The sequence below is a fragment of the Pseudomonas sp. Pseu.R1 genome (genome assembly GCF_045764065.1).
Lineage (GTDB): Bacteria > Pseudomonadota > Gammaproteobacteria > Pseudomonadales > Pseudomonadaceae > Aquipseudomonas.
On sequence record NZ_JBJGEE020000001.1, the window covers coordinates 5,120,565 to 5,147,470 of the forward strand.

24 protein-coding genes and 1 pseudogene are annotated in these 26,906 nt (G+C 60.2%); 14 read left to right on the forward strand and 11 right to left on the reverse strand.

Going from position 1 to position 26,906, the window contains the following annotated elements; all coding sequences use genetic code 11:
• The first annotated feature begins 9 nt into the window (after positions 1 to 9).
• On the forward strand, positions 10 to 1,284 hold the full coding sequence (fabF, locus tag ACI5GA_RS23360) for a beta-ketoacyl-ACP synthase II (protein WP_404640022.1): 1,275 nt from the start codon (positions 10 to 12) through the stop codon (positions 1,282 to 1,284).
• Between the two features lie 51 nt (positions 1,285 to 1,335).
• On the opposite strand, the gene ACI5GA_RS23365 is transcribed toward fabF, so the two are convergent.
• The 4 genes from ACI5GA_RS23365 to dsbD form a co-directional block, all read right to left on the reverse strand.
• Positions 1,336 to 1,902, reverse strand: coding sequence for a TetR/AcrR family transcriptional regulator (locus tag ACI5GA_RS23365; RefSeq protein ID WP_404640024.1), 567 nt, complete (start codon positions 1,900 to 1,902; stop codon positions 1,336 to 1,338).
• A gap of 193 nt (positions 1,903 to 2,095) precedes the next feature.
• A complete protein-coding gene (gene dsbG, locus ACI5GA_RS23370) occupies positions 2,096 to 2,854 on the reverse strand; it encodes a thiol:disulfide interchange protein DsbG (RefSeq protein ID WP_404640124.1) in 759 nt (252 codons plus the stop codon).
• Between the two features lie 5 nt (positions 2,855 to 2,859).
• Complete coding sequence (locus ACI5GA_RS23375; RefSeq protein ID WP_404640026.1) at positions 2,860 to 3,696, reverse strand: TlpA family protein disulfide reductase; 837 nt, start codon at positions 3,694 to 3,696, stop codon at positions 2,860 to 2,862.
• Positions 3,696 to 5,429 carry a protein-disulfide reductase DsbD gene (gene dsbD / locus ACI5GA_RS23380; RefSeq protein ID WP_421424419.1) on the reverse strand — a complete coding sequence of 578 codons (1,734 nt, stop codon included), beginning with the start codon at positions 5,427 to 5,429 and terminating at the stop codon, positions 3,696 to 3,698. Before dsbD ends, ACI5GA_RS23375 begins: the two co-directional genes overlap by 1 nt.
• Before the next feature lie 151 nt (positions 5,430 to 5,580).
• Between dsbD and ACI5GA_RS23385 the strand changes: the two genes are divergently transcribed.
• Together ACI5GA_RS23385 and ACI5GA_RS23390 are read left to right on the forward strand one after the other, a co-directional pair.
• A complete protein-coding gene (locus ACI5GA_RS23385) occupies positions 5,581 to 6,264 on the forward strand; it encodes a response regulator (protein ID WP_421424421.1) in 684 nt (227 codons plus the stop codon).
• Positions 6,261 to 7,598, forward strand: a complete 1,338-nt coding sequence (locus ACI5GA_RS23390; protein WP_404640032.1) for an ATP-binding protein — start codon at positions 6,261 to 6,263, stop codon at positions 7,596 to 7,598. The genes ACI5GA_RS23385 and ACI5GA_RS23390 overlap by 4 nt, the downstream gene beginning before the upstream one ends.
• Positions 7,599 to 7,824: 226 nt before the next feature.
• Here ACI5GA_RS23390 and ACI5GA_RS23395 read toward each other — a convergent pair whose 3' ends face one another.
• Together ACI5GA_RS23395 and ACI5GA_RS23400 are read right to left on the reverse strand one after the other, a co-directional pair.
• Positions 7,825 to 9,387, reverse strand: a complete 1,563-nt coding sequence (locus ACI5GA_RS23395) for an AlkA N-terminal domain-containing protein (protein ID WP_421424422.1) — start codon at positions 9,385 to 9,387, stop codon at positions 7,825 to 7,827.
• Between the two features lie 449 nt (positions 9,388 to 9,836).
• Positions 9,837 to 10,427, reverse strand: coding sequence for a hypothetical protein (locus ACI5GA_RS23400; protein WP_421424425.1), 591 nt, complete (start codon positions 10,425 to 10,427; stop codon positions 9,837 to 9,839).
• Between the two features lie 92 nt (positions 10,428 to 10,519).
• Here ACI5GA_RS23400 and ACI5GA_RS23405 point away from each other — a divergent pair, with 92 nt between their 5' ends.
• Positions 10,520 to 10,966, forward strand: a complete 447-nt coding sequence (locus tag ACI5GA_RS23405) for a hypothetical protein (protein ID WP_421424426.1) — start codon at positions 10,520 to 10,522, stop codon at positions 10,964 to 10,966.
• Between the two features lie 128 nt (positions 10,967 to 11,094).
• Complete coding sequence (locus ACI5GA_RS23410; RefSeq protein WP_421424429.1) at positions 11,095 to 12,384, forward strand: serine/threonine transporter; 1,290 nt, start codon at positions 11,095 to 11,097, stop codon at positions 12,382 to 12,384.
• A gap of 34 nt (positions 12,385 to 12,418) precedes the next feature.
• Here the strand turns inward: ACI5GA_RS23410 and ACI5GA_RS23415 are convergent, their stop codons facing one another.
• Positions 12,419 to 12,739, reverse strand: coding sequence for a hypothetical protein (locus tag ACI5GA_RS23415; RefSeq protein WP_421424431.1), 321 nt, complete (start codon positions 12,737 to 12,739; stop codon positions 12,419 to 12,421).
• A 39-nt stretch (positions 12,740 to 12,778) separates the two neighbouring features.
• Here ACI5GA_RS23415 and ACI5GA_RS23420 point away from each other — a divergent pair, with 39 nt between their 5' ends.
• Both ACI5GA_RS23420 and ACI5GA_RS23425 read left to right on the forward strand, forming a co-directional pair.
• Positions 12,779 to 13,720 (forward strand): sensor domain-containing diguanylate cyclase, encoded by a 942-nt coding sequence (locus tag ACI5GA_RS23420; protein ID WP_421424432.1) that lies wholly within the window; start codon positions 12,779 to 12,781, stop codon positions 13,718 to 13,720.
• Positions 13,721 to 14,436: 716 nt separating this feature from the next.
• Entirely contained in the window at positions 14,437 to 15,219 is a 783-nt protein-coding gene (locus tag ACI5GA_RS23425) for a DeoR/GlpR family DNA-binding transcription regulator (protein WP_404640048.1), read from the forward strand.
• 3 nt (positions 15,220 to 15,222) lie between these two features.
• Here ACI5GA_RS23425 and ACI5GA_RS23430 read toward each other — a convergent pair whose 3' ends face one another.
• Positions 15,223 to 16,761 carry a sensor domain-containing diguanylate cyclase gene (locus ACI5GA_RS23430; RefSeq protein ID WP_421424433.1) on the reverse strand — a complete coding sequence of 513 codons (1,539 nt, stop codon included), beginning with the start codon at positions 16,759 to 16,761 and terminating at the stop codon, positions 15,223 to 15,225.
• Between the two features lie 245 nt (positions 16,762 to 17,006).
• Here ACI5GA_RS23430 and ACI5GA_RS23435 point away from each other — a divergent pair, with 245 nt between their 5' ends.
• The 6 genes from ACI5GA_RS23435 to ACI5GA_RS23460 all read left to right on the forward strand — a co-directional run bounded on the left by ACI5GA_RS23435 (position 17,007) and on the right by ACI5GA_RS23460 (position 23,172).
• Complete coding sequence (locus ACI5GA_RS23435; RefSeq protein ID WP_404640052.1) at positions 17,007 to 17,411, forward strand: YidH family protein; 405 nt, start codon at positions 17,007 to 17,009, stop codon at positions 17,409 to 17,411.
• Positions 17,408 to 17,746 carry a DUF202 domain-containing protein gene (locus ACI5GA_RS23440; RefSeq protein ID WP_404640054.1) on the forward strand — a complete coding sequence of 113 codons (339 nt, stop codon included), beginning with the start codon at positions 17,408 to 17,410 and terminating at the stop codon, positions 17,744 to 17,746. The genes ACI5GA_RS23435 and ACI5GA_RS23440 overlap by 4 nt, the downstream gene beginning before the upstream one ends.
• A gap of 477 nt (positions 17,747 to 18,223) precedes the next feature.
• The gene (locus ACI5GA_RS23445) at positions 18,224 to 19,039 is read left to right on the forward strand and encodes a substrate-binding periplasmic protein (RefSeq protein ID WP_404640056.1); all 816 of its coding nucleotides are present in this window, start codon (positions 18,224 to 18,226) and stop codon (positions 19,037 to 19,039) included.
• Between the two features lie 109 nt (positions 19,040 to 19,148).
• Positions 19,149 to 19,664 (forward strand): sigma-70 family RNA polymerase sigma factor, encoded by a 516-nt coding sequence (locus ACI5GA_RS23450; protein ID WP_404640058.1) that lies wholly within the window; start codon positions 19,149 to 19,151, stop codon positions 19,662 to 19,664.
• On the forward strand, positions 19,651 to 20,640 hold the full coding sequence (locus tag ACI5GA_RS23455) for a FecR domain-containing protein (RefSeq protein ID WP_421424435.1): 990 nt from the start codon (positions 19,651 to 19,653) through the stop codon (positions 20,638 to 20,640). Before ACI5GA_RS23450 ends, ACI5GA_RS23455 begins: the two co-directional genes overlap by 14 nt.
• Before the next feature lie 120 nt (positions 20,641 to 20,760).
• The gene (locus ACI5GA_RS23460; RefSeq protein ID WP_421424436.1) at positions 20,761 to 23,172 is read left to right on the forward strand and encodes a TonB-dependent siderophore receptor; all 2,412 of its coding nucleotides are present in this window, start codon (positions 20,761 to 20,763) and stop codon (positions 23,170 to 23,172) included.
• A gap of 125 nt (positions 23,173 to 23,297) precedes the next feature.
• On the opposite strand, the gene ACI5GA_RS23465 is transcribed toward ACI5GA_RS23460, so the two are convergent.
• A complete protein-coding gene (locus ACI5GA_RS23465; protein WP_404640064.1) occupies positions 23,298 to 23,816 on the reverse strand; it encodes a hypothetical protein in 519 nt (172 codons plus the stop codon).
• A 126-nt stretch (positions 23,817 to 23,942) separates the two neighbouring features.
• Positions 23,943 to 25,196 carry an MFS transporter gene (locus ACI5GA_RS23470; protein WP_421424437.1) on the reverse strand — a complete coding sequence of 418 codons (1,254 nt, stop codon included), beginning with the start codon at positions 25,194 to 25,196 and terminating at the stop codon, positions 23,943 to 23,945.
• A 145-nt stretch (positions 25,197 to 25,341) separates the two neighbouring features.
• On the opposite strand from ACI5GA_RS23470, the pseudogene ACI5GA_RS23475 reads away from it, so the two are divergent.
• A pseudogene (locus ACI5GA_RS23475) lies at positions 25,342 to 25,504 on the forward strand (ATP-binding protein); the annotation flags it as partial.
• Between the two features lie 246 nt (positions 25,505 to 25,750).
• Here ACI5GA_RS23475 and glsB read toward each other — a convergent pair.
• Entirely contained in the window at positions 25,751 to 26,659 is a 909-nt protein-coding gene (gene glsB, locus ACI5GA_RS23480; RefSeq protein ID WP_404640068.1) for a glutaminase B, read from the reverse strand.
• Positions 26,660 to 26,906: the final 247 nt, after the last annotated feature.

Here is a 26,906-nt window from a genome sequence, read left to right on the forward strand (position 1 = left end):
GGTGAAGGCATGAGCGAACGTCGCATCGTAGTGACGGGGATGGGGTTGGTGACGCCATTGGGTACTGGCGTCGAAGCGGTCTGGCAACGTTTGTTGCAGGGCCGCTCCGGCATCGTGCGGTTGCCTGAAGAGACCGTGGCGGATCTGCCTGGGAAGGTCGGCGGGTTGGTGCCGCTGTTGGCCGACGATGCTGAAGCGGGCTTCGATGCGGATTTGGCCGCACCGCCGAAAGAGCAGAAGAAAATGGACCGCTTCATTCTGTTCGCGCTGGCGGCGGCTCAGCAGGCGATCACGCAAGCGGGTTGGGCGCCGTCGACCGATGAAGAGCGTGAGCGTACGGCGACCGTCATTGGTTCGGGGATCGGTGGGTTTGTCACCATCGCCGAAGCGGTACGCACCACTGACAGCCGTGGCCCTCGCAAGCTGTCACCGTTTACGGTCCCCGCTTTTCTGGTCAATCTGGCTGCCGGGCATGTGTCGATCCAGCATGGTTTCAAGGGCCCGCTTGGCGCTCCGGTCACGGCTTGTGCCGCCGGGGTGCAGGCCATCGGTGACGCCGCCCGCATGATCCTTGCGGGCGAAGTGGATATCGCCGTTTGCGGTGGTGCCGAGGCCTGCGTCGATCGTGTGTCATTGGGCGGTTTTGCGGCCGCCCGGGCGTTGTCCAGTGGCTTCAATGACAACCCTGAGCGGGCCTCTCGTCCGTTTGATCGCGACCGCGACGGCTTTGTCATGGGAGAGGGCGCCGGAATAGTGGTGATCGAAACCCTGGAGCATGCGTTGGCGCGAGGCGCGACCCCCATCGTCGAACTGGTGGGTTACGGCACCAGTGCTGATGCCTACCACCTCACGGCCGGACCGGAGGATGGCAGCGGTGCTCGCCGGGCCATGCAGGCTGCTATTCGCCAGGCCGGCATCAAACCGTCGGACATTCAGCACCTCAATGCCCATGCCACCTCCACCCCGGTAGGGGACAAAGGGGAGATGGCAGCGATCAAAACGGTATTCGGTGATCAGAACGGCGTTGCGGTGACCTCGACCAAATCGGCGACCGGGCATTTGCTGGGCGCAGCGGGCGGGATCGAGGCGATTTTCACCGCCCTGGCGATTCGCGATCAGATCGCACCGATGACACTCAATCTGGAGAACCCGGACGAAGCGGCAGAGGGTATCGACCTTATCCGGGGTGAAGCCCGGCCCATGAAGATCGATTACGCGTTGTCGAACGGATTTGGATTTGGTGGCGTTAACGCCAGCGTGTTGTTCCGCCGCTGGCAGCCCTGATGCAGAAAAGCCCCTGAGGTCAGGGGCTTTTTCATTTCAGGCGGTAGCGACTCAGGCAGAGGCCACTTGCTGCTTGAGTTGTGCGCAGGTGGTTTTCAGGATGCGTTCGGCCAGTTGTGGATCTTTGGCACCGCGCGCAAGGACGATAGCACCCACCAGACTGGACATGATCATCACGCACTTGTCGCTGTCTTGCTGATCGGCGGGCAGACCCGCCTCCAGTGTCGCCAGCATCTTTTGAATCAACTCGTCGGTGATTTCGCTCGGCTGGCCACGCTGGCCCAGTTCCGACGACATGGTCGGCAACGGGCAGCCACTTTCAGGGGCCGAGCGATGTTCCGCCGACAGGTAATTTTCAATGAATGCTTCAGCCGACGGAGCCACAGGCGCGGCAGCAGTCTGGGCTTCAGTCAGTTGGTCCACTGCGCAACGCAGTGCCTTTTCGACCAGGTCATCCTTGGATTTGAAATGGGCATAGAACCCGCCATGGGTCAGGCCCAGTGCCTTCATCAGTGGCTGCAAACCGGTCGCGCCGATACCGTCACGACGAAAGCGTGCGGCTGCTTCGTGAAGGATGCGCTGATGGGTCTGGGCTTTGTGATCTTCGGCGTAACGCATTGAACGAGCCTCCCGACTTGGCTCTTGAAATGGTGATCGACATTTTTACATGGTTGGCATGCCGATGCAGTATCCACTTTTCGAGCCAGGTTGCCATTGGTCAGAAGGTCACAGCTCAGAAGGTCACAGCTCAGAAGGTCACAGCTCAGGGTCACAGCTCAGGTTCACAGTTCAGCGTCACAGCCCGGCAGCGTTATCTGGGTCCCATCATCTTTGCCAGCACCTCCGGCCTTGGCGCGCCCTGTTGTTGCTGCACCTGGCCGTTCTCGTCCTTGTAGAAAATCGACGGTGTCGCCGAAAGCCCCATGTCATCCATGAGTTTCATGTTGGCGTCGAGTTTGGCCTGAATATCTTTCGGGATCGTTGCCATCGCCTTGAGTGTGCTGCTCTTGCCGGCCTGCTCATGCTTTTGCAGGGCCACTTCGGGGTTAGCGTCGGCCAGCAATGTCGCGGCCTTGGCGGCGCTGTCTTCGCGAATGACGCCGACCATGATGTGGCGCAATTGCACTTTGCCGGATTTGACCCAAGGGCGCGCCTGTTCCCAGAACATATTGCAGTAGGGACAGTTGGCGTCGCTGAACAGGTAGATCACTTTGGGCGCGGTCTTGGCACCGTCGGCGATCCAGGTGCTGTTTTCCATCTGGCTCCACATGGCCTTGGTCATCGGGTCGTAGACGAGTTTTTGCAGCGGCGCTTCGCTGAGGTCCACGCCCTTCTCATCGAACAGGTTGCCTGCCAGCACATGTTTGCCATCCGGTGTCAGATACAGCGCCATGCCTTGACGCTGGTATTCGGCGGCATAACCCTTGAGTCCACCGGGGGCATCGAATGCGCCTTTGATCGTCGCGCCCTTGGCTTGCAGTGCCTTGATCGGCTCGGGCAGTTCTTCGGCCAGTGACAAGCTGCTGTTCATGGCGAGCAAACTCGCGACCGCGAGGGTGGAAAAACGCATGAAACTCATTGAGTACTCCTGGAAGGTAAAGGCGCCTCTGTGGCACTGAATGTGCTCAGCGCGTGCTTCAGGCTGGCGTCGGACAGCTCGCCCACGTGGCTACCGGTCAGACGAGCGTTCGAGGCATAAAAAAGCGTTGTGGGCAGGCCGGACGACCCCACCTGTCGCGCCAGCGTTGCGCTGCTGTCGAACAGAACGTTGTCCAGATGCAGACCTTGCCCGGCGAGAAAAGTCGCGACCTCCCGAGGACTTTCAGCCTGATTCACAAACAGGAACGTCACGTCGGGATGGCCCTGTTGAGCCGCTGCCAAAACGGGCATTTCACGACGACACGGCGGACACCATGCTGCCCAGAGGTTGATCACCAGTGGCTTGCCCCGATAATCGCGCAGGTGAACGGCCTCGCCGTTGGCGTTGCGCAGGATCAGGTCCGGCAGTTGAGTGGCGTCTTGCCGGGCGTTCAGCCCGATATTGCTCAGGCCCCAGAACACCAGTCCACTGGCGACCGCCAAGCCCATGGGCATTCGCTGCGCAGGGTGGTTCCAGCCGTATGTCACGGCGCCGATCAATATCGCAATCACACCGGGCCAGATGAGAAATCCGCCGTCGCGAATATCAGCGATGCTCAAGGGGGCAGGCTGATATTGCGTCCAGTACGCGAGCACGAAAGCGAGTCTGGCGAACAGCAGCCCCAACAGGAACAGACCAAACAGCGCCCGCTCGGGATTGACCTTCCGCCGCCGTCCGCTGAGCCAGCCCACCAGCGTGGCCAGTGCCAGCGCGACGAACAACAGCACGTGGTTCAACGCCAACACGAACGGACCGACCGAAACGCTCAGCATCAGCCTCGCTCCCGGGTCGTTTGCCACTGCCGGAGAAAGCCTGCGTCGTCGACTTCGCCTGTGATCCGCCGCTCCCGGCGTTCGCTGCCGTCAGGTCCCAGCCAGAGCAGTGTGGGAGGGCCGGGCACTTGATAGCGTTTCAGCAACGCGCGGCTGAGGTCTCTATCAGCGGTGACATCCAGGCGCAGCAAACGCACGCCGTTCAAGGCCTGGATCACGTCGGGTTTACCGAAAACGGTTTTTTCCATGATCTTGCAGGACACGCACCAGTCAGCGTAGTAGTCGATCAGCACCCATTGGCCTGCTGCTTGTGCGGTCGCCAGTTCTCGATCCAGCGCGGCGGGGTCCTTGATCGTGGTGAAGGCATCTGAATGCTCGGTGCTTGTTCCAGAGCGTGCGCCGCTGTAGACCTTCAGCGGTTGCCACGGATCGTCCGCGCCACCCGCCGCACCTATCAGCATCATCGAGCCCCACAAACCGAGAATCAGTCCGGCTGGCGCGCCAATCAATGCCACGCGCTTCATTGCCCGTGTTTGCAGTGCGACGCTGAACGCCACGATCAACAGCAGGCTACCGAACAGCGCCAGCCACAGCGGTTCAGCCAACAAAGGTCTGATCATGATCAGCGCGGTGCCCAACAGCAGAAAGCCAAACACGCCTTTGACCATGTCCATCCACGCGCCAGGCTTGGGAAGAAAGCGGTTGCCGACCGTCACCAACAGCAGCAGGGGAAGGCCGATCCCCAGGCCGAGCGCGAACAGTACAAGGCCACCCTGCAGTGCGTTCCCGCTCTGCGCGATATAAAGCAGCGCGCCTGCCAGCGGAGCGGTCATGCACGGGCCGACCATCAGTCCCGACAGGGCACCGAGAATACTTGCGCTCAACAGGCTGCCGCCCTGGCGCTGACGTCCGGCGCTTTCGAGACGATCCCTTACAAACGTTGGCAGTTGCAGCTCGAAGAAACCGAACATCGGCAGCGAAAGCAGCACGAACAATCCGGCGAAACTGCCCAGCAGCCACGGTTGTTGCAGGGTCGATTGCAGATTGCCGCCCAGTAAGGCCGCGACGACACCAAGCCCGGCATAGATCAAGGCCATGCTCAGCACATAGGCGCTGGCCAGAGCGAAACCTCGTCGTGGACGCGCTCCGCTGCCGACGACGACCCCTGCGAGGATCGGCAGCATCGGCAGTGAGCAAGGGGTGAACGCCAGCAACAGGCCCAAACCGAAGAAGATCAGCAGGCTCCAGACCAGCGAACGCTCCTGTAGCGTGCTGGCCAACGCCTGATCCTGCGCCTGACCGTCGATGATCGTGGGGTGGGCACCGCCCAGGTCAACAATCTGGCTCTGGGGCGGATAGCACAGGCCGGCGTCAGCGCAGCCCTGCCAACCGACTTTGACCTGGCCACCGGCCGAGGCTGGAATCACCAGTTCCAGACCTTGGCGATACACCTGCTGCTGGCCGAAATATTCGTCGTTGTGGTCTTCGCCAGCCGGCAAGACAGGTTGCCGGTCGGCGCCAAGCCCTTCGAATTTGAGGCGCTTCTGATACAGGTAATAGCCATCCGCGATTTGCCAGTACAGGCGGGTTTCGCCTGTCGGCAAGCGTTCCGAGCTGAACATGAAGGCCTGTTCGACAGGCAGAAAGTCGGGCTTTTTGAACAAGTCCCCGCCCGTAAACGCCTGTGCCCACAGCGGAAAAAACAGCAATAACAGCACCCACAACTTACGCATGCCAACCTCGGCCCAACATCAATGGCGCAAGGATGATGAGCGGTGATTAAGGGGCTATTAACGGCCTGCGAATACCTCCGCGTTCCGAGTCCATGCATAATCCACCCTTAATCCCGCCCTGATTCAATCGCCTTTTTTATCGAGGCCGCCCATGCACGTATTGCTTTGTGAAGACGACGACCTGATCGCCAGTGGCATTGTGGCCGGGCTGGACGCCCAGGGGCTGACCGTGGACCGGGTGGCGACGGCGTCGGCCGCACGAGCGATGCTGTCGGCGGCACATTTCGACGTCATGGTGCTCGACCTTGGATTGCCCGATGAGGACGGACTCAAGCTGCTGCGTCAGTTGCGTCAGCAGGGCAGCGACATTCCCGTGTTGATTCTGACGGCGCGAGACACCGTCACTGATCGCGTCGACGGCCTGCAGGCCGGGGCTGATGATTATCTGCTCAAACCCTTCGACCTGCGCGAACTCAGCGCGCGTCTGCACACGCTGGTGCGACGCATGGCCGGGCGCAGCGTTAATGTGATCGAGCACGGTCCGCTGACGTACGACCCCAGCAGCCGTGAAACCCGTCTTGGCGGGCAGCCGGTTGATTTATCGCGACGTGAGCAGGCCCTGCTGCAAGCGTTGCTCAATAACCACGGCCGGGTGCTGTCCAGCGAGCAACTCAAGGACTGCGTGTACGGGTTCGGCGACGAAGTGGAGAGCAACGCCCTCAACGTTCACATCCATCATCTGCGGCGCAAGCTCGGCGGCGGCATCATCGAAACGGTGCGTGGCCTTGGTTATCGGCTCGGGCCTGCGGGTGACCTGTCGGAGTCACAGGGATGATGAGCCTCAGAACCCGCTTGAGCCTGACCCTGGGCTCGGCATTCATCGTGATCTGGGTGTTGGCCGCTGCGTGGATGCTGCGTGACCTGCGCACACAGATGATGCAATCCCTCGACCAGCGTCTGGAGGCTTCGGCGCGGATGGTGGCCGGATTGCTTGAACAAATGCAGATGCCTGCCAATGACAGTGACGGCAAGTCGCTGCGTGCTGGAGATCTGGGCATTCCCAATGGCATGGCCTGCCAGCTCAGTTCGTTGCGCGGCCAAGTACTCGCGCGCACCGAAAGCTCGCCCGCCGAACCCTTGAAGGCGGATTCCAGCGGGTTTGTCGACCAGATGATCAACGGCGAGCACTGGCGGGTGTACACCATGATGCACGGCAGTGTGCGGGTCAGTACGGCCGACCGCCAGATTGAGCGGGACGTGCTGGGCCACTCGGTGTTGCTGGCAGCCTCGGTGCCGGTACTTGTGGCGTTGTTCGGCAGTTTGATTCTGGTGTGGTTCGGCATTGGGCGAGGGCTGGCGCCGCTGAATCGAATGCGTGACGCGCTCAATAGACACAGCGCCGATTCGGTCGAGCCGCTGGACGTTCCGAACCTGCCCAGCGAATTGCAACCATTGTTAAAGAGCCAGAACCAGCTATTCCAGCGCATTGCCCAGACCCTTGAGCGCGAGCGCAGGCTCACCGGCGACGCGGCCCATGAGTTGCGCAGCCCGCTGACCGCCATCAAGACTCACCTGCAAGTGGCGCGCATGACCGAGGGTGACAAGCGCGACAGGGCACTGGCTCATGCGGAAGAGGGCGCCGACCGGATGCACCGGACCCTTGAACAGTTGCTATTACTGGCGCGAGTCGAGGGCAGCCTTTCGTTCGATGATGGTGTGCAATGTGATGCCGAAAAGGTGGCCCGGTTGGCGATTCACGATGCCAATCACGGCGACGATGAGCGTATCGAGTTGATCCTGCCGTCGCAGTTGTCCACCGCGCCCGTCGAGATGCCTGCGGCGCTGGCAGTGGCGGCGCTGCGCAACTTGCTGGACAACGCGTTGCGCCACACGCAAGTAGGCGCGCGGGTCGAATTGAGCCTGGAAACATTCGACGGTCAGGCGCATTTTCGGGTGCGGGACTATGGGCCGGGGATTCCCGAGCCGGATCTGGACAAACTCACCCAGCGTTTCTGGCGCAATGGCAAGAGTCCGGGCGCAGGGTTGGGGCTGGCGATCGTGCAGGCCATCGTTCAGCGCTGCTCCTGCTCACTGAAATTCGACAGCCGCAGCGACGGCTTGCGGGTAGAGCTGAGTGTGCCGTTGCGACAAACGCAGATTGAAGCCTAGCCCCGTGTCGTCCGAAAGCTGCCACTGACCTTGGCCGGGCACGATTTTCGACCCAGGAGTGCTCATCCAGCTCGACACGTTTGGCCGTGCGGAAAGAGGTGTCGAGGGCAAACTCGGGTTTGCTGTCGCCAAACGGGTCGCTCTGGCCGTGCAACTGCCCAAGGGGGTGAGTCAGTGAGTTCATGGGGCGGTGCAAGCTCCGTTCAATAAAGATGACCCCGTCCGATCACGGTGCTCGGGATGAGCTGTGCTGGGCTGTGATGTGATGTGATGTGGAACGTGGTTGACTGTCGGCTAGGCTGTGCCAGGCACGCAGCACCGCATAACTTCGCCATGGGCGCCAGCGTTGCGCAGCCTGTTCGGCCGCTTTGGCCGTGCCGACCTTAAGAGCTTTTTGCAGCGCCACGTCGCCTGCGGGAAATGCATCGGGCCAGCGCAGAGCGCGCATGGCGATGTATTGCGCCGTCCAGTCGCCGATGCCGGGCAGCTTGCGCAAATCGGCACACGTCATCGCGACATCGCCCCCGGGGCTCAACACCAGTTGTCCACTGAGTACCGCTTCCGATAGTCCATGCAGTGCAGCCTGACGTTGCCGGGTGATGCCCAGTCGACCCAATGCGTCCGGGCTTGCCGCTGCCAGCGCGGCGGGTGTCGGAAACAGCCGATTCAGCCCTGCAACGGGCGTCTCGACAGGTTCTCCGAACGCGCACACCAGACGCGCGCCGAGCGTGCGGGCCGCGGCCACCGTGATTTGTTGCCCCAGCACCGCGCGTACCGCCAGTTCGAAGCCGTCCAGTGTGCCGGGCACGCGCAAGCCGTCACAGAGGGGAAAGTCGTCATGTAGCGTGGCATTGATCGCAATCGGATCGGCGTCCAGATCGAATGCGGCCCGCACGCGGTTGATCAGCGCAGGCAGGGCAGCCGCCAATGAGTCGCTGAGGGTGACCACCGCTATTGCACACGCCTCATCGAAGCGGACACGTATCCAGCCTTGGCGGGTTTTTCCATCCTGAATCACGTGCAGCGTGCGCCAATAGTCCTGACCCTCTACGTACTCGACACCGGCAAGGCCGCGAAAGTGGAGGAAATTCAGCATCGCGGCCACGTCATAGGGGGGGCGCCACCCCAGCTTGACGCTGACGCCTTGACCGTCAGGTGCTTGCTTGGCACGTCGAAGGGCGCTGGGGTTCAGGCCGTAATGCTGCGAAAACGCATCGTTGAAGCGCCGCACACTGGAGAAGCCACTAGACAAGGCCACCTGGGCCATGGGCAAGCGGGTGTCGGCAATCAGCTGTTTGGCCGCCAGCAAGCGACGAGTCTGCAAATATTGAAGCGGCGAGACACCGAAGTGGGCCTCGAAAATGCGGCGCAAATGCCGATCGCTTACCCCGAGCCGTTGCGCCACGCGGGCCATCAGGCCGCCTCTTGTGGGCATCGAAACGCCATCCGCAGGGGATGACGTGCTGCTCCAGACCTGTGGCTCGTCCATCATGCGGGCCGCCTGCAACGCGAGTATGCGGGAGGCATCCTCGGTGCTCCAGGACACCGCGTGCGGCGCCAGCTCCGGGCGGCATCGCAGACAGGGCCTGAACCCTGCCGCCTCTGCCTGGGCGGCATGACGATAGAAATGAATGTTCTCGCGCCGCGGGGTTTTCACGCGGCACACCGGTCGGCAGTAAATGCCAGTGCTTGTGACGGCCGCAAAGAATGACCCATCGAATCGCGCATCGTGCGCTTTCAATGCCAGGTAGCAGGCGTCACTTTCAGGGGAGGCGATGATGTTTTGCATGAAAGGCATCATACCGGTGACCGATCATTGCGACTGGCCATTTTCGGACATCTGCGTAGGTTTTCATTATTGCGTGGAACGACACTCATGATATCAGGGGACAGATAGCGCTACCGTAGCCAGGGTATGGCGCTGAATGGGTAGCTGTTCACAGTGCGCTTCTGGCCCGATAGCTGACAGCGTCAGAGGTTTCTGAGCTGCACGATGTGCGTCGCCTGAGCGTCTTCAGTTGACGGCCCTATTACAGGCGTTCGGGACATCCTTCCGGTGCAGACATTGATTGACTTAGGGAACCGGTCAATTGTCCCAGGCGACGCGTCGGTCAAGCCAGTTGAGATTCGATAACTCAGACATTCTCTCCGATAGTATCCAAGGGAATTAATGCTGAGTGGGGGAGACGAGGACTTATCAGGTCGGGGGAGTTTTGAGCCGTCAGAGTGAAGCTGAGACTAAGCTCTTCCATTGACCTCAGACGCCGGAGAATAATGAAAACTTAGTTTGTTTGTGGTGAGATAGCGGTTGATGTCGCCATCATGCCCTGTTGTAATGTCGTGCACGTTAACACCGCCAGTTCTCTCAGGCATGCCGAGCTCTAGATCCAGCGACAGCCCGTTATTGTGAGCTAATAACAGACGACCGTCCTGATCCCTATGAACGTATGCAGTGTGCACCAAGCGTCCTTCCGTTGCGCTGTGAAAGTTTAAGAAGCCTGATTCCGGGATGTCTGTGGAATTAAAGTCCAGTCGCTTCGACTGGTCGCTTATCCCCATAAGCTTAAGGTAACTGGGGGGATAGTTTTTCCCTTCATTAAGCGCTTTCTCCGCATCTTTAGTGATCGCGTTTCCGGCACGTGCGGCATGAACCGCGGCGCGGTAGCAGATGTCAGGCTGCTGATCACGGCCCGCAAGTTTATCGAAGCGAGGCTGTAAGTTGGCTTTGAACTCTTGCCCGCTCACTGGACCGTCGGAGACTTTATGATTAAGACGGTAGGTAGAAGACGATGGGATCATCCCGCCGGTAATTTTGGATAACGCTTGCATTGTATTTCTCCTATAGATGTTTTTCCTTGAGTGGGCTCAGGCTTGGATTGGGTTCCCAGGACATTCCGTAGACGACGTTGCTGACAGCTGACATGTCTGGGTTTACTGATGGACATCAACTCGCGACCCTGGCGGGTTATGCCCATTTGATCGATGCCATGGGGCTGAAGGTGATTGGGGTAAAGAAGCCCGCACGCGTTCAACCGGTTACCCGCATTGAACGGCTCAACGGCGCGCTTGCAGTGCCACGGGCGGTCGCCCCAGAGGCCGGCGATTTTCTCGCCCACATCATTTTTGCGCTCAAACATGAGGGCGTTAACCTTGCTATCTTGGCTCAGGCTCTGCCTCGCATTGAAGATCGAATCCTTATCCAGGCCATGCGTTGTTTGGTTCGCATCTCGGGGTCTTTTTTATGCTTGAGTCGGTGTCAAACAGACCGCTCGGCTGTGCCAAATCCAGCGCCTCCTTACACGATCTGGTGCCGCACTCGCTCGTCGGAAAATGCTGATTCGACGACCATCTCTCCGACAACCCTTTGATTCTGCTCGCCAATCCCGGACAATCGCGCCCCTTTCCCTGTAGAGAACCGGTCAGGGGCGCTGACTGCCGAGCTTTTCGACGCGCTTTTGACCTTGTAGCTATCACCGGCAACGGAGAAATCGACCGGATGAATGATCAGGCCAACAGCGTCGAGCAACCCATCGACGCCGCGCCCGCGAGCGTGACCCCGAACATCACCCAATGGCAGCGCCAGGACACCACCTGGATGCTTGGCCTTTTTGGCACCGCCATCGGCGCAGGCACGCTGTTTCTGCCGATCAACGCAGGCATTGGCGGCTTCTGGCCGCTGCTGATTCTGGCATTGCTGGCGTTCCCCATGACGTTCTATGCACACCGGGGGCTGACCCGTTTCGTGCTGTCCGGTCGCGAAGGCGCCGACATCACCGACGTGGTCGAGCAACATTTCGGCAAGAAGGCCGGTGCGTTGATCACCCTGCTGTATTTCTTCGCAGTGTTTCCGATCCTGCTGATCTATAGCGTGGCGCTGACCAATACCGTGAGCAGCTTCCTTGAGCACCAGTTGCACGTACAGCCACCTCCGCGCGCCCTATTGGCCTTCGTGCTGATCATCGGCCTGCTGACCGTGGTGCGTTGCGGCGAGCAGATGATCGTCAAGGCGATGAGCCTGATGGTTTACCCGTTCATTGCCGCGCTGTTGTTTCTGGCAGTGTTTCTGATTCCGCACTGGACCGGCGGCATCCTGATCACCGCGACCAGCGTGCCCGCGCCTTCGGCATTGGTGCACACCCTGTGGCTGGCGATCCCGGTGATGGTGTTCTCGTTCAACCATTCGCCGATCATTTCCGCGTTCGCCGTGGATCAAAAGCGCCAGTACGGCGAACAGGCCGATGCGCGCAGCTCGCAGATTCTGTCGCGCGCCCACCTGCTGATGGTCGTGATGGTGCTTTTCTTCGTGTTCAGTTGCGTGTTGACGCTGTCGCCTGAACAACTGGCCGAAGCCAAGTCGCAGAACCTGTCGATCCTGTCCTACCTGGCCAACCATTTCAGCAACCCGACCATCGCGTTCGCGGCACCGCTGATTGCCTTTGTGGCGATCACCAAGTCGTTCCTTGGCCACTACATCGGCGCCAGCGAGGGCTTGAAAGGCCTGGTGATCAAGAGCGGCCGACGCCCGTCGCCCCGTGCGCTGGACCGTTTGACCGCAGGTTTCATGCTGGTGGTCTGCTGGCTGGTGGCAACGCTCAACCCGAGCATTCTGGGCATGATCGAAACCTTGGGTGGCCCGGTCATCGCGGCATTGTTGTTCCTCATGCCGATGTACGCCGTGCGTAAAGTGCCTGCGATGCGTCAGTACGCAGGCAAGCTGTCCAACGTGTTCGTTGTCGTGGTTGGGCTGGTGTCGATTTCGGCGCTGATCTATTCGTTGTTGGCGTAAGCCTGGCGGCGGTGATCACGGTCGCAGTTCGTGATCACCGCGCTTCAGTGACCGGGTCAGCCAGTAGTAATTGAAGCTGAACCGCTGAAAGATCACCGTCATGTTGCCCGCGTGCGGCGACAATACCGGTTTCGTCCAGATGAGCGATCGGTTCGGTGTGTGGGGTGACGTTGGCCCGATTCAGGGCCGGATACATCGGGCAGGCGAGCAGCCAGCGCTCCAGACGATTGAACGCATGATCAGGGCGCTGCAGCACCCAATGGGCGGTGCGCTGAGGTATTTCAGGCAACCAACCGTCCGAAAAGTCCCCTTTCTCCTGAGTCTGACCATTGCGCCCTGTCGATAGTGGCAACATGCTGTCGCCACCTCCTTTTCCTGTAAGAAGTGGTCGCCCATGAGTGATGAATCTCTGCCGTCCGGCACTGACAGCGATGTGTACAAGACGCTTCTCGAGTCGACCAAAGCCATTCCATGGCGTATCGACTGGCAGACCATGACGTTCAGCTATATCGGGCCGCAGATTGAAGAACTGCTGGGGTGGGAGCAGGGCAGTTGGGTGGGGATCAATGACTGGGTCGAACGGATGCACCCCGACGACCGGGATTACGTGGTCAATTTTTGTGTGTCCCAGTCCAAGGCCGGGGTCGACCACGAAGCGGACTACCGCGCGCTGACTAGGGATGGTGAGTACGTCTGGATTCGCGATGTGGTGCACGTGGTGCGCAAGCAGGGCGAAGTCGAGGCGCTGGTCGGCTTCATGTTCGACATCAGCGAGCGCAAGAAGACCGAAGAACACCTCGTTCGTCTGCAAAAGCAGCTCGAAGCGTTCTCCTATCAGGATGGCCTGACCGGTATTGCCAACCGGCGGATGTTCGACACCGTGCTGGATCGTGAATGGGCCCGCGCACAGGAGACGCGCCAGCCGTTGTCGTTGATCATGATGGATATCGACTATTTCAAGCAGTACAACGACCACTACGGCCACATCAAGGGTGACGAAGCGTTGCGCACGGTGGCCAAGACGCTGTCTCAGGCGGCGAACGATCCGGCTGATTTCATCGCGCGGATCGGCGGCGAGGAGTTCGTCTGGCTATTGCCCGAGACCTCTCAGGACAAGGCCCGCAGGGTGGCGGAAAAGTGCATGCAACTGGTGCGTCAACAGCAGATTCCCCATGAAAAATCCGAAGTGTCGCCGCTGCTGACGTTAAGTCTGGGCGTCGGTACCCTCGTGCCCTCTGTGGGGGAGAGCGCGGTGTCGTTTATCGAGAAAGTCGACGGGCTGCTCTATCACGTCAAGCGCAACGGGCGCATGCGTGCGGAGTATGGGGAGTTCTGATGTGTGCTCGCTATCCGGCGGCAGGACGCAGATCTTGTGGGAGCCGGCTTGCTGGCGAAAGCAGTGGGTCAGTTGCCGAATGAGGTGACTGATGTGTCGCATTCGCCAGCAAGCCGGCTCCCACAGATTCGGCGTCGAACAAACGGCCTGGGTCCGGCGCGGTTATTGTGGAAGCCGCCTTGGTGCGGGCGGCGTTCCGACGAATGCAGTTGACCAGACAACATAGAATCTCCCACAGACCCTCGCGAGCCAACCGTGGGCCTTCTGTCTGAAACGCAACGGGCTTCGATAAAACTGGAGATGACCAACGGGTCTCGAATCGACGAGCGGTTCACAGGGCTGGTCTATAGTGAACCGGCGTTGAATCGCGACGCGCATCTTTGGACAGGGAGGCTCAAACATGGCTGACAAATCCGTTGTATTGACGAGCGCTGACATCATGGACTCGTCCGTGTCACAGAAACCCACTGACTTTCCCCGCATCGGGAGATTCAGAGCGGAGTCAGACAATTTCGAGCTGAGCGAACTGAAACCCTGGTTTACCTTAGTGGACGACGAGGAAGAAGAGGAGGAATAGGCACCTTGATACCGCCGAGAAAGGCCAGGGGTGTCACGCGTGTGGCCCCTGGTCACCGACGTTCCGTTTGACATCGTTCAACCGCAGCCTCCATCATCCTGCTCGTTTTTGATCGACTCCGCTTGATGTCGAGGGCTGTATGTCTGCCAACCCCGAAGCGTTTCCCGGTGAGCGCCAGCGTCTGATTACCGAGCGTCTGGCCGCCCATGGCCGTGTGATTGCGGCTGATCTGGCCGCCGAATTCAATGTCTCCGAGCATTCCATTCGCCGCGACCTTGGCGCGCTGGCCGCTGCCGGGCTGTGCAAGCGGGTGTATGGCGGGGCGATTTCACTGGCGTCCGACGGGCCGATCACGGCCCGTATCGAGCATGAACCCAATCGCAAACGTACGCTGGGTGTGGCGGGAGCGGGGTTGATCAGCGCAGGGCAGCATGTGTTCATCGACGGCGGTTCGACCAACCTTGCCATTGCGCGGGCCATCGATCCGCAGATGGCGTTGACGGTGACCACCAACGCCCCTGTCATTGCCGTGGAGCTGATGAAGTTGCCCTTGGTGGAGGTGATTCTGCTGGGCGGGCGACTCAGCCCGGTGGCGGGCAGCACCTACGGTTTCACCACGATCCAGCAACTGACCCATTTCAACTTCGACCTGTGTTTTCTCGGCGCCTGTGCGCTGGATGCCATCAAAGGGGTGACGGCTTTTGACATGGACGTGGCCGAGTTCAAGCGCGCGGTGGTAGCGCGCAGCGGGCAAGTGGTGGTGGCGGTGATCAATGAAAAGCTGGCGAGCATCGCCCACTATCAGGTGGCATCATGCGAGGAGGTGGGCGCGCTGGTGGTGGAGCACGACGCGCCGCAGGACCGGCTGGAGCTGTTCAGGGGCAAAGTGGCGCAGATCGTCAAGGCTCAGGCCGGACTCTGATCATCAGGCGCTTTGCCAGAGCGCCGTGCGGTTACGGCCGTCGTGTTTGGCCATGTAGAGCGCGGCGTCCGCCCGCTCGACGAACTCTTCCATGGTCGGGCACTCCTGCGCCGAACAGCCATAAACCCCCAGGCTGATGCTGACGATGCCGTTGGGGTTGCCCTGATGCTCCAGGCCCCGCGTCAGCACCGCCACGCGAATGCGTTCAGCTAATGCAAAGGCCCCTTGGGCATCGCTGTAGGGCAGGAACACCGCCATCTCCTCGCCACCGTAACGGACGGCCAGGTCTCCCGTGCGATTGAGATTGCCGCGAATGCATTCGGCCACCGCAACGATGCATTTGTCGCCCGCTACATGGCCATAGTTGTCGTTGTAGCTTTTGAAAAAGTCGATATCGATCATGATCAGGCTCAACGGGTGTAGGTTGGGCAGGCCGTTGGGAAACTCCAGCCCCAGAATTTCCTGAAAATGACGGCGGTTGGCCAGCCCGGTCAGGCCGTCCTGCAACGCGAGTTTTTCCAGAGAATGGCTGGCGATGCGCAATTGGGATTCGGCGTTCAGACCGAAGCGGATCTGCTGAAAAAGCAGCACCCCAAACAGCAGATTGGCGACCACCACGCACACAATAATGGCCAGTGAGCGCCACGCATATTGCCGCCATTCATCGAGCACTTCCTGCTCTGACAACCCGGCCAGCACCACCAGAGGATAGCGGTCCAGACGCTTGTAACCATAAATACGCATTTCCTGATCGAGAATGGAGCGCACGGTCGCGGTGCCCTCGTAACGCTCTTTCAGGTATTTGCGAAACAGCTCGCCATCGGCAATCGACGCACCTCTGACGTTCTCCAGCGCGGGGCGGCGGGCGAGAACGATGCCGTCGGCCATGGCCAGAGTGATGACACCTCGCTGACCGATGTCGAAGCGGTCGAAAAAACGGTCGAAATACGCCAGTTCGATGGTCGCCAGCACGACCCCTGCGAAATGACCGGCCGAATCGTTGACCCGTCGTGAAAGGGGGATGATCCAGTCACCCGTGGAGCGGCTGCGAATGGCCTGGCCAATGTGGGGGAGTGTGCTGTCGATGGCTTTGTGAAACTGAAAATACTCGCGGTCGGCGTTGTTGGCGTTGCTCGGCGCATGGCTCAACGAGGTGGCGGCCCAATTGCCGTCCTTGTCATAAATGAACAGGCCCTGAATCTGCTCGACGCTGGCCGCCGTGACGCGCAGGTATTCGTGCATGCGCGAACTGCGGGCCGCGCCGAAGCCGTCATAAGACAGCCGCTCGACGATGCCTGCCACGGGGATGTCCGCCTGATCAAAGGTGTCGTCGGCCTGCTGCGCCATCGAGCGCGAAAGGTTGGCGGCAGTGGTTTCGGCAATTTCCAGTTCGTGGGTGCGTGTCTGGCGCAACTGCCACAGGGTGATGCTGGTGATGGAAAAACACACCAATACGGTAAAAAATCCCGTCAGCCACAGCACAGGCATGCGCTTCAGGCGCCGATGCCTGGCGTCGAAGTCCGTCGCTTCTACTTGTCTCAAGCCCAACCCTCGCTGACGTCTACGATTCAGACCCGCCGTGGGGACGGACGCTTCAAGGTCCGTTCACACGGTATCGCAACAGCGACCGTCTGACACAGAGCGTAGGACAAGTCAGGGATTTTGAAGGGAAATTGCAAATGACTTTCACGATCTGCGGGCACGGATACGCCCATGTCGCAGGCGAGGCGGGCCTTTCGTGGTGATGACCGGTATGATCGACGGCATCTACCCGACCTCGGTGCGACATGAACTCTCCGGATTCCGGCAAAGTCCCTTCTCCTGATCGTGATCGTCTGTCCTCGTCCCTGTTGGGCGGAGGTTGCGAACCCGACCCACGTTTTACCCTGGCCAACGAGCGCACGTTTCTGGCGTGGATTCGCACCGCGTTGGCGTTTCTGGCCGGAGGCATTGCCGTCGAAGCGTTTACCGGCGACGTGTTCAGCCCGGGGCTGCGGCGGGCTGTAGCCTTGTCGTTGCTGGTGCTGGCGATGCTGGTCAGCGCCAGCGCCTGCGTGCGATGGCTGAAGGTCGAGCGAGCGATGCGTCTGCGCAAGCCGCTGCCGTTGCCGGTGCTAGTGCCGATTCTCTCGCTGGGTGGTGCACTGGTGGCGGCGGGGCTGATCGTGTTTCTGATTTACGGCGCGTCATGAGCCGTCGTGGTCCCGTTACGCTGAGCCACGACGATCCCGGTCTGCAACCGGAGCGCACGCTGCTGGCCTGGCGCCGCACGCTGATGACGTTGCTGGTGGTGTGTACGATCTTTCTGCGCTGGATTCCGCATTTCGGCTTGATCGCATTGCTGCCGGTCATCGTCTCGCTGATGGCAGGTATCCTCATCCAGATCGGCCTCAACGCCCGTTATCGCAAAAGCGCGAAGGGCTTGAAGCAGGAAAGGATTCCCGCACCGCTGCGTGAAGTGGCGGTACTGGGTGCGACGGTGATCGCATTAAGCGTGGTGGGGATCTACGCGGTCGTGTTCGGCTGACAATCAGAGCGGTGCGGTTGTTGTAGAAGGAGCATGCATGACAGAACGCTGCGCTCAACCTGGAGTCTTCCCCCGTTCTGCGTGGATCACGACATTTGGGGCTGGCGTGATCCTTGTGGGAGCTTCTGGCGAAGCAATAACCCAGACTGCATCATTAGCAAGACAGCCACAGGGCACTTGCTCTCAACGAAAAATTTTCCGCAGCCTTGCAATCATCCTGTCGAACACCCGCTAACCTTCGGCATATCGATGGAACCCGGATAGTCCGTTCGCTCTAACCTGACATGAGCCGGGAGCTTGATACGTCATCACGTCAAGACACCACGGAAAAAGATGACAACCTGCAATCCCCTGCTAGTACGTATGATGCTGTGGTGAAAGCGGCTGGCTGCAGGTGCCACAACTGCGGGTGACTGAATCGTGATGGGGCTGCGGCGGACACACCGCTCGCACGTGGGATTTCCTCAGAGGTTCACTATGATCGGGCGCTGTCTGTACGGATTCATGTCCATAACAATCGCACTGCTGCTTCCGGGTGTCGCGATGAGCGAGCCGGCGTGCGATCACCTCACGGCCACCGGCAACGCCGAATACCCCCCCTATCTGTGGCGAGACCCACACGCTCCCGAGCAGCTCATCGGTGCCAACGCTGATCTGATCAAACAATTGGGCAAGCGCCTGGGTCTGCAAATCGAGGTCGTCTATGGCGGGCCGTGGTCGCGAGCGCAGGAGGAGGTGAGGGCGGGGCGCATCGACATGCTGGCCGGTTATTTCCTCACCACTGAGCGGGCGCAAACGCTGAATTTCGTGGATCCTCCGTTTTTGTTCACGCCAAGCATGATCTGGGTGAGGAAGAACGACGGGTTTGCCTATCACCAATGGTCCGACCTGATCGGCCACAGCGGTGGAACGCTGGTCAATAACAGCTACGGCCAAGCCTTCGATGACTACGCGAAGGCGAACCTGTCGCTGGAGGCCGTGCCGACCGCCAGCCAGGCGTTCCAGAAGCTCATGATGAAGCGCAACGACTTCGTGATTTTCGAGCAGTATCCCGGCATGGCGCTGGCCAAAAAACTGGGGATCGACCATGCCGTTCAGGCACTGGAGCCGCCGGTCAGCAGTGAGGGCCTGTATCTGGCGCTGGCGCCTGACTCTCAATGCCTTCATCCGGGCATGCGCGATCGGATCAGTGACGAGATGAAGAAAATGGTGGCAAGCCCACTGCCGCAAGCGCTGGTGAAGTCGAACCTTGAACTGTGGAGCGCGCAGCAGCAGGCCGGGTTGAATCCGTAAATCCAGACAACGCCCGCGATGACGGCTCGCTCAGCGCCGTGTATTTGCCTGGGACCAGTCTGCTGCGTAGAATGCGACTAATTATCACTTATGTATTTGCTGGATTCTCATGCGCAGCGACGATGTACTAGGCACTGTAGATCCAGGGCTGCTCTACAGCACTCACCATTCGTGGTTACACGGCTGGCTAAGCCGACGCACGGGATGCCGTGACCGGGCCGCCGATCTTGCGCAAGACACCTTCGTGCGCGTGCTCAAATCCCGTCAATCAAGCCCTCTGCGTGAACCCCGTGCGTATCTGAGCAGCATCGCCCGCGGGTTGATGATCGATCAGTTTCGTCGTCGTGAACTTGAACGCGCCTACCTTGAGAGCATCGCGCTGCTGCCGCAACGAGAGGTGCCCTCGGAGGAGTGCCGATTGCTGATTCTGGATGCGCTTGAGCGGATCGACCGCATGCTTGACCTGCTCAAACCCCGGGTTCGTCAGGCCTTTCTGCTGGCCCAGCTCGACGGTTTGACCTGCCCGCAAATCGCCGAGAAGCTGGGTGTTTCCCGTGCAACGGTGGAACGCGATCTGGCCAAGGCGCTTCAACATTGCTACCGCTTGCGCTATGCCGAGGGGTGAGCCGTCGCTGGACCCGGCGATTGTCGATCAGGCGATTCACTGGACGGTGCGCCTGCGCTTCAATCAGGCGGATGAACATACACAGCGTACCTTCGAGCACTGGCTGCAATTGCGCCCGGAGCACGCAGTGGCCTGGCAACGTGTATCAGCGCTTGGGGACGACTTCGCCGGTATTCCGACGCAGCTGGCTCGACGAACGCTGCGGGGCACCCGTCATGGCATGCGTCGCCGGGAAAGCCTGAAACTGCTGGGTCTGCTGGCGACAGTGGGAGGGGCAGCCTGGCTCGGTCGGGATTACACGCCGCTGGCCGCGATGCTGGCCCAGCAACACAGCAGCACTGGCGAGCAGCGGCGTTTCCAGCTCGATGATGGCAGCCAGATACAGCTCAACAGCGACAGCGCCGTCGACAGCGATTTCGATGCACAGCGACGTCTGATCATTCTGCGCCGAGGGGAAATCATCGTGAATGTCGGCGCGGATGCACAGGCTGCACAACCGCGACCGTTCTGGGTGCAAACGCGAGATGGGATCGTACAGGCCAACAGTCCCCGTTTACTGGCCCGCGAGCGCGACGACGGCACGCTGTTAGCGGTGCAGGGTGGCTCGGCGGCGGTCTTTCCCGGAGGCAGTCAGCACCTGACCGACAGCGCCAGCAGCATCCTGACCCGAAACCAAGTGCTGTTTTCTTCCAGCGGTGCCCGTGAGTTTCGTGACAATGGCCTTGATGTCTGGGGTTGGAGCGCGGGGGTGATCAGCGCGCGCAACATGCGTCTGAAGGATTTCATCGGTGAGTTGTCGCGCTATCGCCTCGGTGTAATGCGCTGCGCCGACGAGGTGGCTGAGCGACGGGTCTCCGGCACTTTTCAACTCGCCGACCTCGATCAGGTACTGGCACTGGTCGCGCAGTCGCTGCGTTTGCGCATCGATTATCGGACCCGATATTGGGTCACCGTGACCGCTGCCAACCTGGCCTGATGGCACGTTATCGAAAGCTGAAAAAATATTTGAGGTGATTTCTCATTCTCGTTCGACCTGTAAGGAAGGCCGGAATACAGGCCAGTTTGCCGATACCTTTCTACGGAGCGAGAGAGAGAAATGAGTGTGTCCCCGGTTCCACAGCGCCACCGATTGAATCAAGCCCTGAACGGCGCAATGTTGGGTCTGATCGTCAGCAGCTATGCGCTGCCGTCGCTGGCGCACGCCGCGAGCGTTGAACACAGCAACCCGATTCAGCAGTGGAACATCGCTGCCGGTCCCTTGGCACCGGCGCTCGACCGTTTTGCGCGCGAAGCGGGCATCAGCCTGTCTTACGATGCCTCCAGCGTCGCCGACCGCACCACTCGTGGGGTAAAGGGCGCGTTCGACACACCGACCGCGCTGTCTTCCCTGTTGCAAGGCAGCGACTTGCAGATCGAGCAGCAAGGCCCGAACGCTTACTTGCTCATTCCTCAGCCCAAACCCGCCGCTGCGCTCGAACTGGGCGCCACCTCGGTCGATGACTATCGCCTGGCCCCGGTGATCATCAACGCCAAGGTCAAGGTCAGTGCCGACGACGACGCCAACTCGGTGGTGGCTCAGGAACTGTGGGTCGGCGGCAAGGTGGCGACCAGCATCCTCAACACGCCCGCTTCCGTGTCGGTGGTGACGCGCAAGGAAATGGAACAACGCAGCGTCAGCACGACAGAAGAGGCGTTGCAATACACGCCCGGCGTGGTCAGCGACTATTACGGGTCGGATGACCGCAACGATTACTTCCAGATTCGCGGCTTTCAGGCCACCACCTACCGTGACGGCCTGACGCTGAGTTCGATGCGCGGCGTGCGCGAAGACCCGTTCGCCTACGAGCGCATCGAGATTCTGCGTGGCGCCAACTCCACTCTGTTTGGCCCCGCCGATCCGGGTGGCTCGGTGAACTTCGTGACCAAGCAGCCGCGCTTCGAGAAGTTCGGCGAGGGCTATGTGACCTACGGTTCGTATAACCATGCCGAGACGGGCATCGACGTCGGCGACGCGCTGAACGACGATAAAACCGTGGCCGGTCGCTTCACCGCCAAGGTGCAAAACAGCGACCGCGAGTACGACCATTCTCAGGACGACAGCCGGTTGGTAATGGGCGGCCTGACTTGGGCACCGACCGATTACACCTCGGCCACGATGATCGTCGATCACCTGAAAACCGACAGCTCGCCCAACAGCGGCGGCTACCCGCTGGACAAGGAATACAGCCGCGGCAAGTTCTTCGGTGAACCCAGCTTCAACTACCACAACGTCGAGCGCACCAGTGTCAGCGGCAACGTCACCCACGACTTCGACAACGGCTTCGTGCTGCGCGGCAACCTGCGCTACAGCGAGCTGACCGACAACTATGGCTACGTCTACCTGAGCGATTCCGCCTCTCGCGTCGGTACCACGATCCCGCGTTACCTGCTGGGCACCGACAGCGATGCCGACCAGTTCAACGGCAACCTGATGCTGCAATACGATCACCGTTTCGAGAACATCGACAGCAGCACGCTGGTGGGGGTCGAGTACCTTGATTCGTCGGCCAAGGAAAGCTCCATCTACAACCTGGTGTCTTCCATCGACATCGCCAATCCGGTGTTCACCGGCGTGCCCGCTGCGCTTGCGCCGTACACTGAAAAGAAGACCGACACCAAGACCAAGGCCGTTTTCCTTCAGCAAAACCTGTCGTTCTATGATCGCTTCATCTTCACCGCCGGTCTGCGCAACGACAGCATGGACGTGAGCAGCAAGGGCTATAACCTGTACTCCAGCCCGACCCAGTTCGATGACAAGGACAACTTCTCGAAAACCTCCTACCGTGGTGCGCTGACCTACATGGTCAACGATGAACTCTCCACTTACGTGAGCCTGGTGCAATCCGTTTCGCCTCCCCAAGTGGGCGTGAAACCGCAGACCGGCGAACAGTACGAAGTGGGCGTGAAGTACTCGCCGATGGGGATGAACGCGCTGTTCTCGGCAGCCGTGTATGACCTCACCCAAAAAGACGTCGCCATTGCCGTCGTGCTGCCGAGCGGCATCATCGAACAGCAGACAGTGGGCGAGTCGCACATTATGGGGCTGGATCTTGAGGCCAAGGCGCAAGTGACCCAGAACGTCAGCCTGATCGGAGCCTATTCCTATATGGATTCCGAGGTGATGCGCGGTTCGTTGTATGACGGCACTTCGTTGAAGGGTAACGAGTTCACCACGGCACCGAAGCATTCCGCCTCGCTGTGGAGCTACTACGACATACCCGGCACTGACGTGAGCGTGGGACTGGGCGCGCGTTACGTGGGTTCGTACTACCTGAACGCCGCCAACACCAGCAAAAGCGATGGCACCACGTTGTTCGACGCTGCCTTCAAGTACAAGATCGCGAAGGGCACCGACCTGGCCGTGAACGTCAGCAACCTGTTCAATGAGCAGCACGTGGTCGGTTCCGGCACGGCGAACTACTACAACCCGGCCCGCGAGGTCACCGCCAAGTTGAGTTACAACTGGTAAACCGTTCCAGTTAGCCAGTGGTGCCCACAGGACCGTGGGCATCATTCGGCCGCCAGCCGTGGACACCCACACCTTCAGTTCCGGTCAGACCGTCTCCCCCCGTGGGGCGGTGTCTTCGCGCCGTCTTACTTGACGAACTTGAGGCACGCAAACCCGGTCTTGATTTGCAGCTGTTGAATCGGCTCGAGGCTCTCCTGATCACCGACCGTCTTCACAACGCCCACCCCGCAGAACTGCTCGTCGTGGCTGAAGGTCGACAGAATGCCGGTTCTGGGTTTGCTCCAGGCGCCTTGAATCAACGTGTAAGTGGCGCCGTTTTGTGGCGTGAATGAGAATGGGATCTTGCACGCATTGCTGCCTGCGATTTGCCAGTAGGTCAGGATCACTTCCTTGTCTGCCGCCACCCGCGATTCGATGTAATCGCCGTTGGAGGGCAGGACCGTGTAACCGGCGTAGCATCCGTCGTCGCTGAACGTCATAGCGTCGAGCCTTGCGCCATTTCCCGCCTTGAGGCGTACGGTGGCAGAGGGTTCATCGGGGCCTGGCACCGCGTACTGTTTGCCCTGTAAAAATGACGTGCAACCGCTGATGACCAACGCACCGGCCAGCAAGACCCAACGGCCGGACTTCTGATTCACGTACATCCATCGCTCCCTGATTTCAGCGGGCACCCTGGCCATTCCAGAGGCCTGAGGCTGTTGAACAGGGGGCGATGGTACTGGATGGGGCAAGACCTCAACCAGTGTTCGGTGCGTGAGACTGGCGTTCAATCAGTGGTGGCTGACCACAGCGGCCTGATCGGCCGAATCGCCTGCGAGGTGATTGCTGACGTTACGGCCCAGCACCAGCACCGTCACCAGACCGCAGCCCACCAGCGCCGTGGCCAGGCTCATCAATACCGAGCTGCCCAACTGGTCGACGATCTGGCCGCCGAAGAAGGACCCCAGCGCGATGATGACCTGGAACATGGCCACGAACAGCGGCATGCCGCGTTCGACATCCTTGGGGGCGACGACGAACATCCAGATGCTGGCGCAGGCCGGGAACGCGCCGAAGGCGAAGCCCCAGAGGCCGATCAGCATCGCCGCGCCGGTCAGGTTCGTGGCGAAATACGGGAACAGCACGGTGCTGATACCGATCATCAGACCGACCAGCATCAAGGTGTGACGCACGCTGCGGTTGGCCGCGAAGCCGGCGAAGATGTTGCCAAACACTCCGGCGATGCCATAGAGCAACAGCAACGAGCCAATGGTCGGCCCGTCGAAACCGGCACTGTGCTTGAAGAACGGTGCAACGTAGGTGTAGGCGGCAAAGTGTGCCAGGCCGATCAGCAACACCGCGATCAGGCCGACTCGCGCGAGTGGATTGATGAACAGCGCCGGAAGGTCACTGACGCGAATCGCCTTGTCCGGGTCAAGCCGTGGCAGCAGGAAGATTTGCGCCAGCAACACCGGCGCGCCCAGCAGAGCGGTGACCAGGAACGTCATGCGCCAGCCCATCAGGTCGCTCAACCAGGTCCCGACCGGTACACCGAGCACGGTGGCCAAGGTCACACCGACCATGATGATCGACGTCGCCTGCGCCACACTCACGCCTCTGGGTGCAAGGCGTCCGCTCAGGGCAATGGCCGTGGCCCAGAAACCACCGATGCTGATGCCCAGCAAAATGCGCCCGAGCAGCAACAGGTTGAAGTTGCTGGCAAAGGACACCGTCAGGTTGGCGATGATCATGATCAGCGTCAGGCTGGTCAGCAGATAACGACGGTCCTGTGCACCGATGATCACCGAAAGGAATGGCGCAGCGAGGGCGGCCATGATGCCGGGCAGGGTCACCATCAGACCGGCGTGACCGGCACTGATGTTCATATCGGCGGCGATGTCGTTGAGTACGCCTACCGGCAGAAATTCACTGGTCACCAGCGCAAAGGCGCCCACGGCGACCGAAAGGATGGCTAACCATTGCTGTTTGAGATTTTGCTGGTCATGTTCGGGACGGCCTTGAGTGGCCTGGCTGGCGCTTGGCATGGTGTCGGATTCCAAGTAGGGATGTCGCCTGAAAAGGCGCAGGAGCGGGGGGGAAATCGTGGGGCGATTGTAAGAGTCAGATCTGCAGGCCCGACAGGCGGGCCGTTCGATAGTAATTATCAGTGTGAGTGATAAGACGGTCTTGATAGAGGTGGATGACGACACCTGTCGAGGCCGCTTACACCTTCGCAACCGTCGCGCGGTGCAAGAATTCGCGGCGACCGATTCGGAGTTCGACCTGATCACCCGCCACTTTCTGGCTCCGGATTAGGGGCGAAGGGCTTCAGATTGAAATTCGCCGGGTTTGACGTGGCAAGCATTCGGGATTGAATGGTCGGTAACTGCCGTTTGTGGTCGATAGCGCTCCCTCAAAATCACACTTGTTCTGTAATTTTCAGCGGCAAGCTCATCCATTACGCTTCGTTGCCGTCAGGCTGGAATTGACACTGCTGGCCTGGGCCACTCGTGGATTGGCCAATGACTTCGGACTCGGTAAAACAACGGCAGCCCCACCAGCAGTGCTTCAGCCTAATGACGGCGCTTCTGTCGGTCGATCAAAACACCGACCAGCCAATCCGCGCACTCAGCAACTCCAGCGCCGCCATCCCGGCAAGGGAGTTACCCGCTGCGTTCAATTCCGGCGACCACACGCACACGGTGAATTGCCCCGGCACGATCGCCACGATCCCGCCGCCCACACCGCTCTTGCCCGGCAAGCCCACGCGGTAGGCGAAATTGCCCGCTTCGTCGTACAGCCCGCTGGTGGCCATGATCGAGTTCACCTGCTGGGTCTGGCGTCGGCTCAGAATCTGTTCGCCGCTGTGCTTGCAGAACCCGTCGTTGGCCAGGAAGCAGAACGCCCGGGCCAGATCCAGGCAACTCATGCGCAGGGCGCAATAACTGAAATAGCTGCGCAGCACGCTTTCGACTTCGTTGTGGAAGTTACCGAACGACTGCATCAGGTACGCCATGGCCGCGTTGCGCGCGCGGAACTGATACTCCGAATCCGCCACACGGGCATCCATCAACACGTGGGGGTTGCCCGACAGCCGCCGAACGAAATCGCGCATCGACAAGGTCGGCGCCGCGAAGCGCGACTGATTGATGTCGCAGATCACCAGCGCACCTGCATTGATGAAGGGGTTGCGCGGACGCCCGCGCTCGAATTCCAGTTGCACCAGTGAGTTGAATGGCTGACCCGACGGTTCATGGCCCAGCCGCTCCCAAATCGCCTCGCCGGAATGACCAATCGCCTGAACCAGACTGAACACCTTGGAAATACTCTGCACCGAGAACGGCACCCGCGCGTCACCCGCGCAGTAGTAACTGCCATCGTTGCCATACACCGCGATGCCCAGTTGCTGCGCCGGCACATCGGCCAGCGCCGGGATGTAATCGGCCACTTTGCCCTGGCCGATCAAAGGACGCACTTCGTCGAGAATCTCGTTCAACAGCGTTTGCATGGGAGGCCCTGTTATTCGTCCCCCATGACGGCTGGGGGTTAGGGTTCTTGACGACGTTGGGGCGGGGGAGATCACACATTTTGCAGACAGGACGAGTGATGGTTCGCGCCCTGTGCGAAGCGTCATTTGAGTGAGCGAGCTATGCTGGCGGTTCGCTCAGGCGTAATGTCTAGCGTCTTTTTCGCAAGTAACATGAGGGTGTATCCGGTCCAGTTCGCGGGTAGCCGGTGCGAGTTGTGCCCCCCTC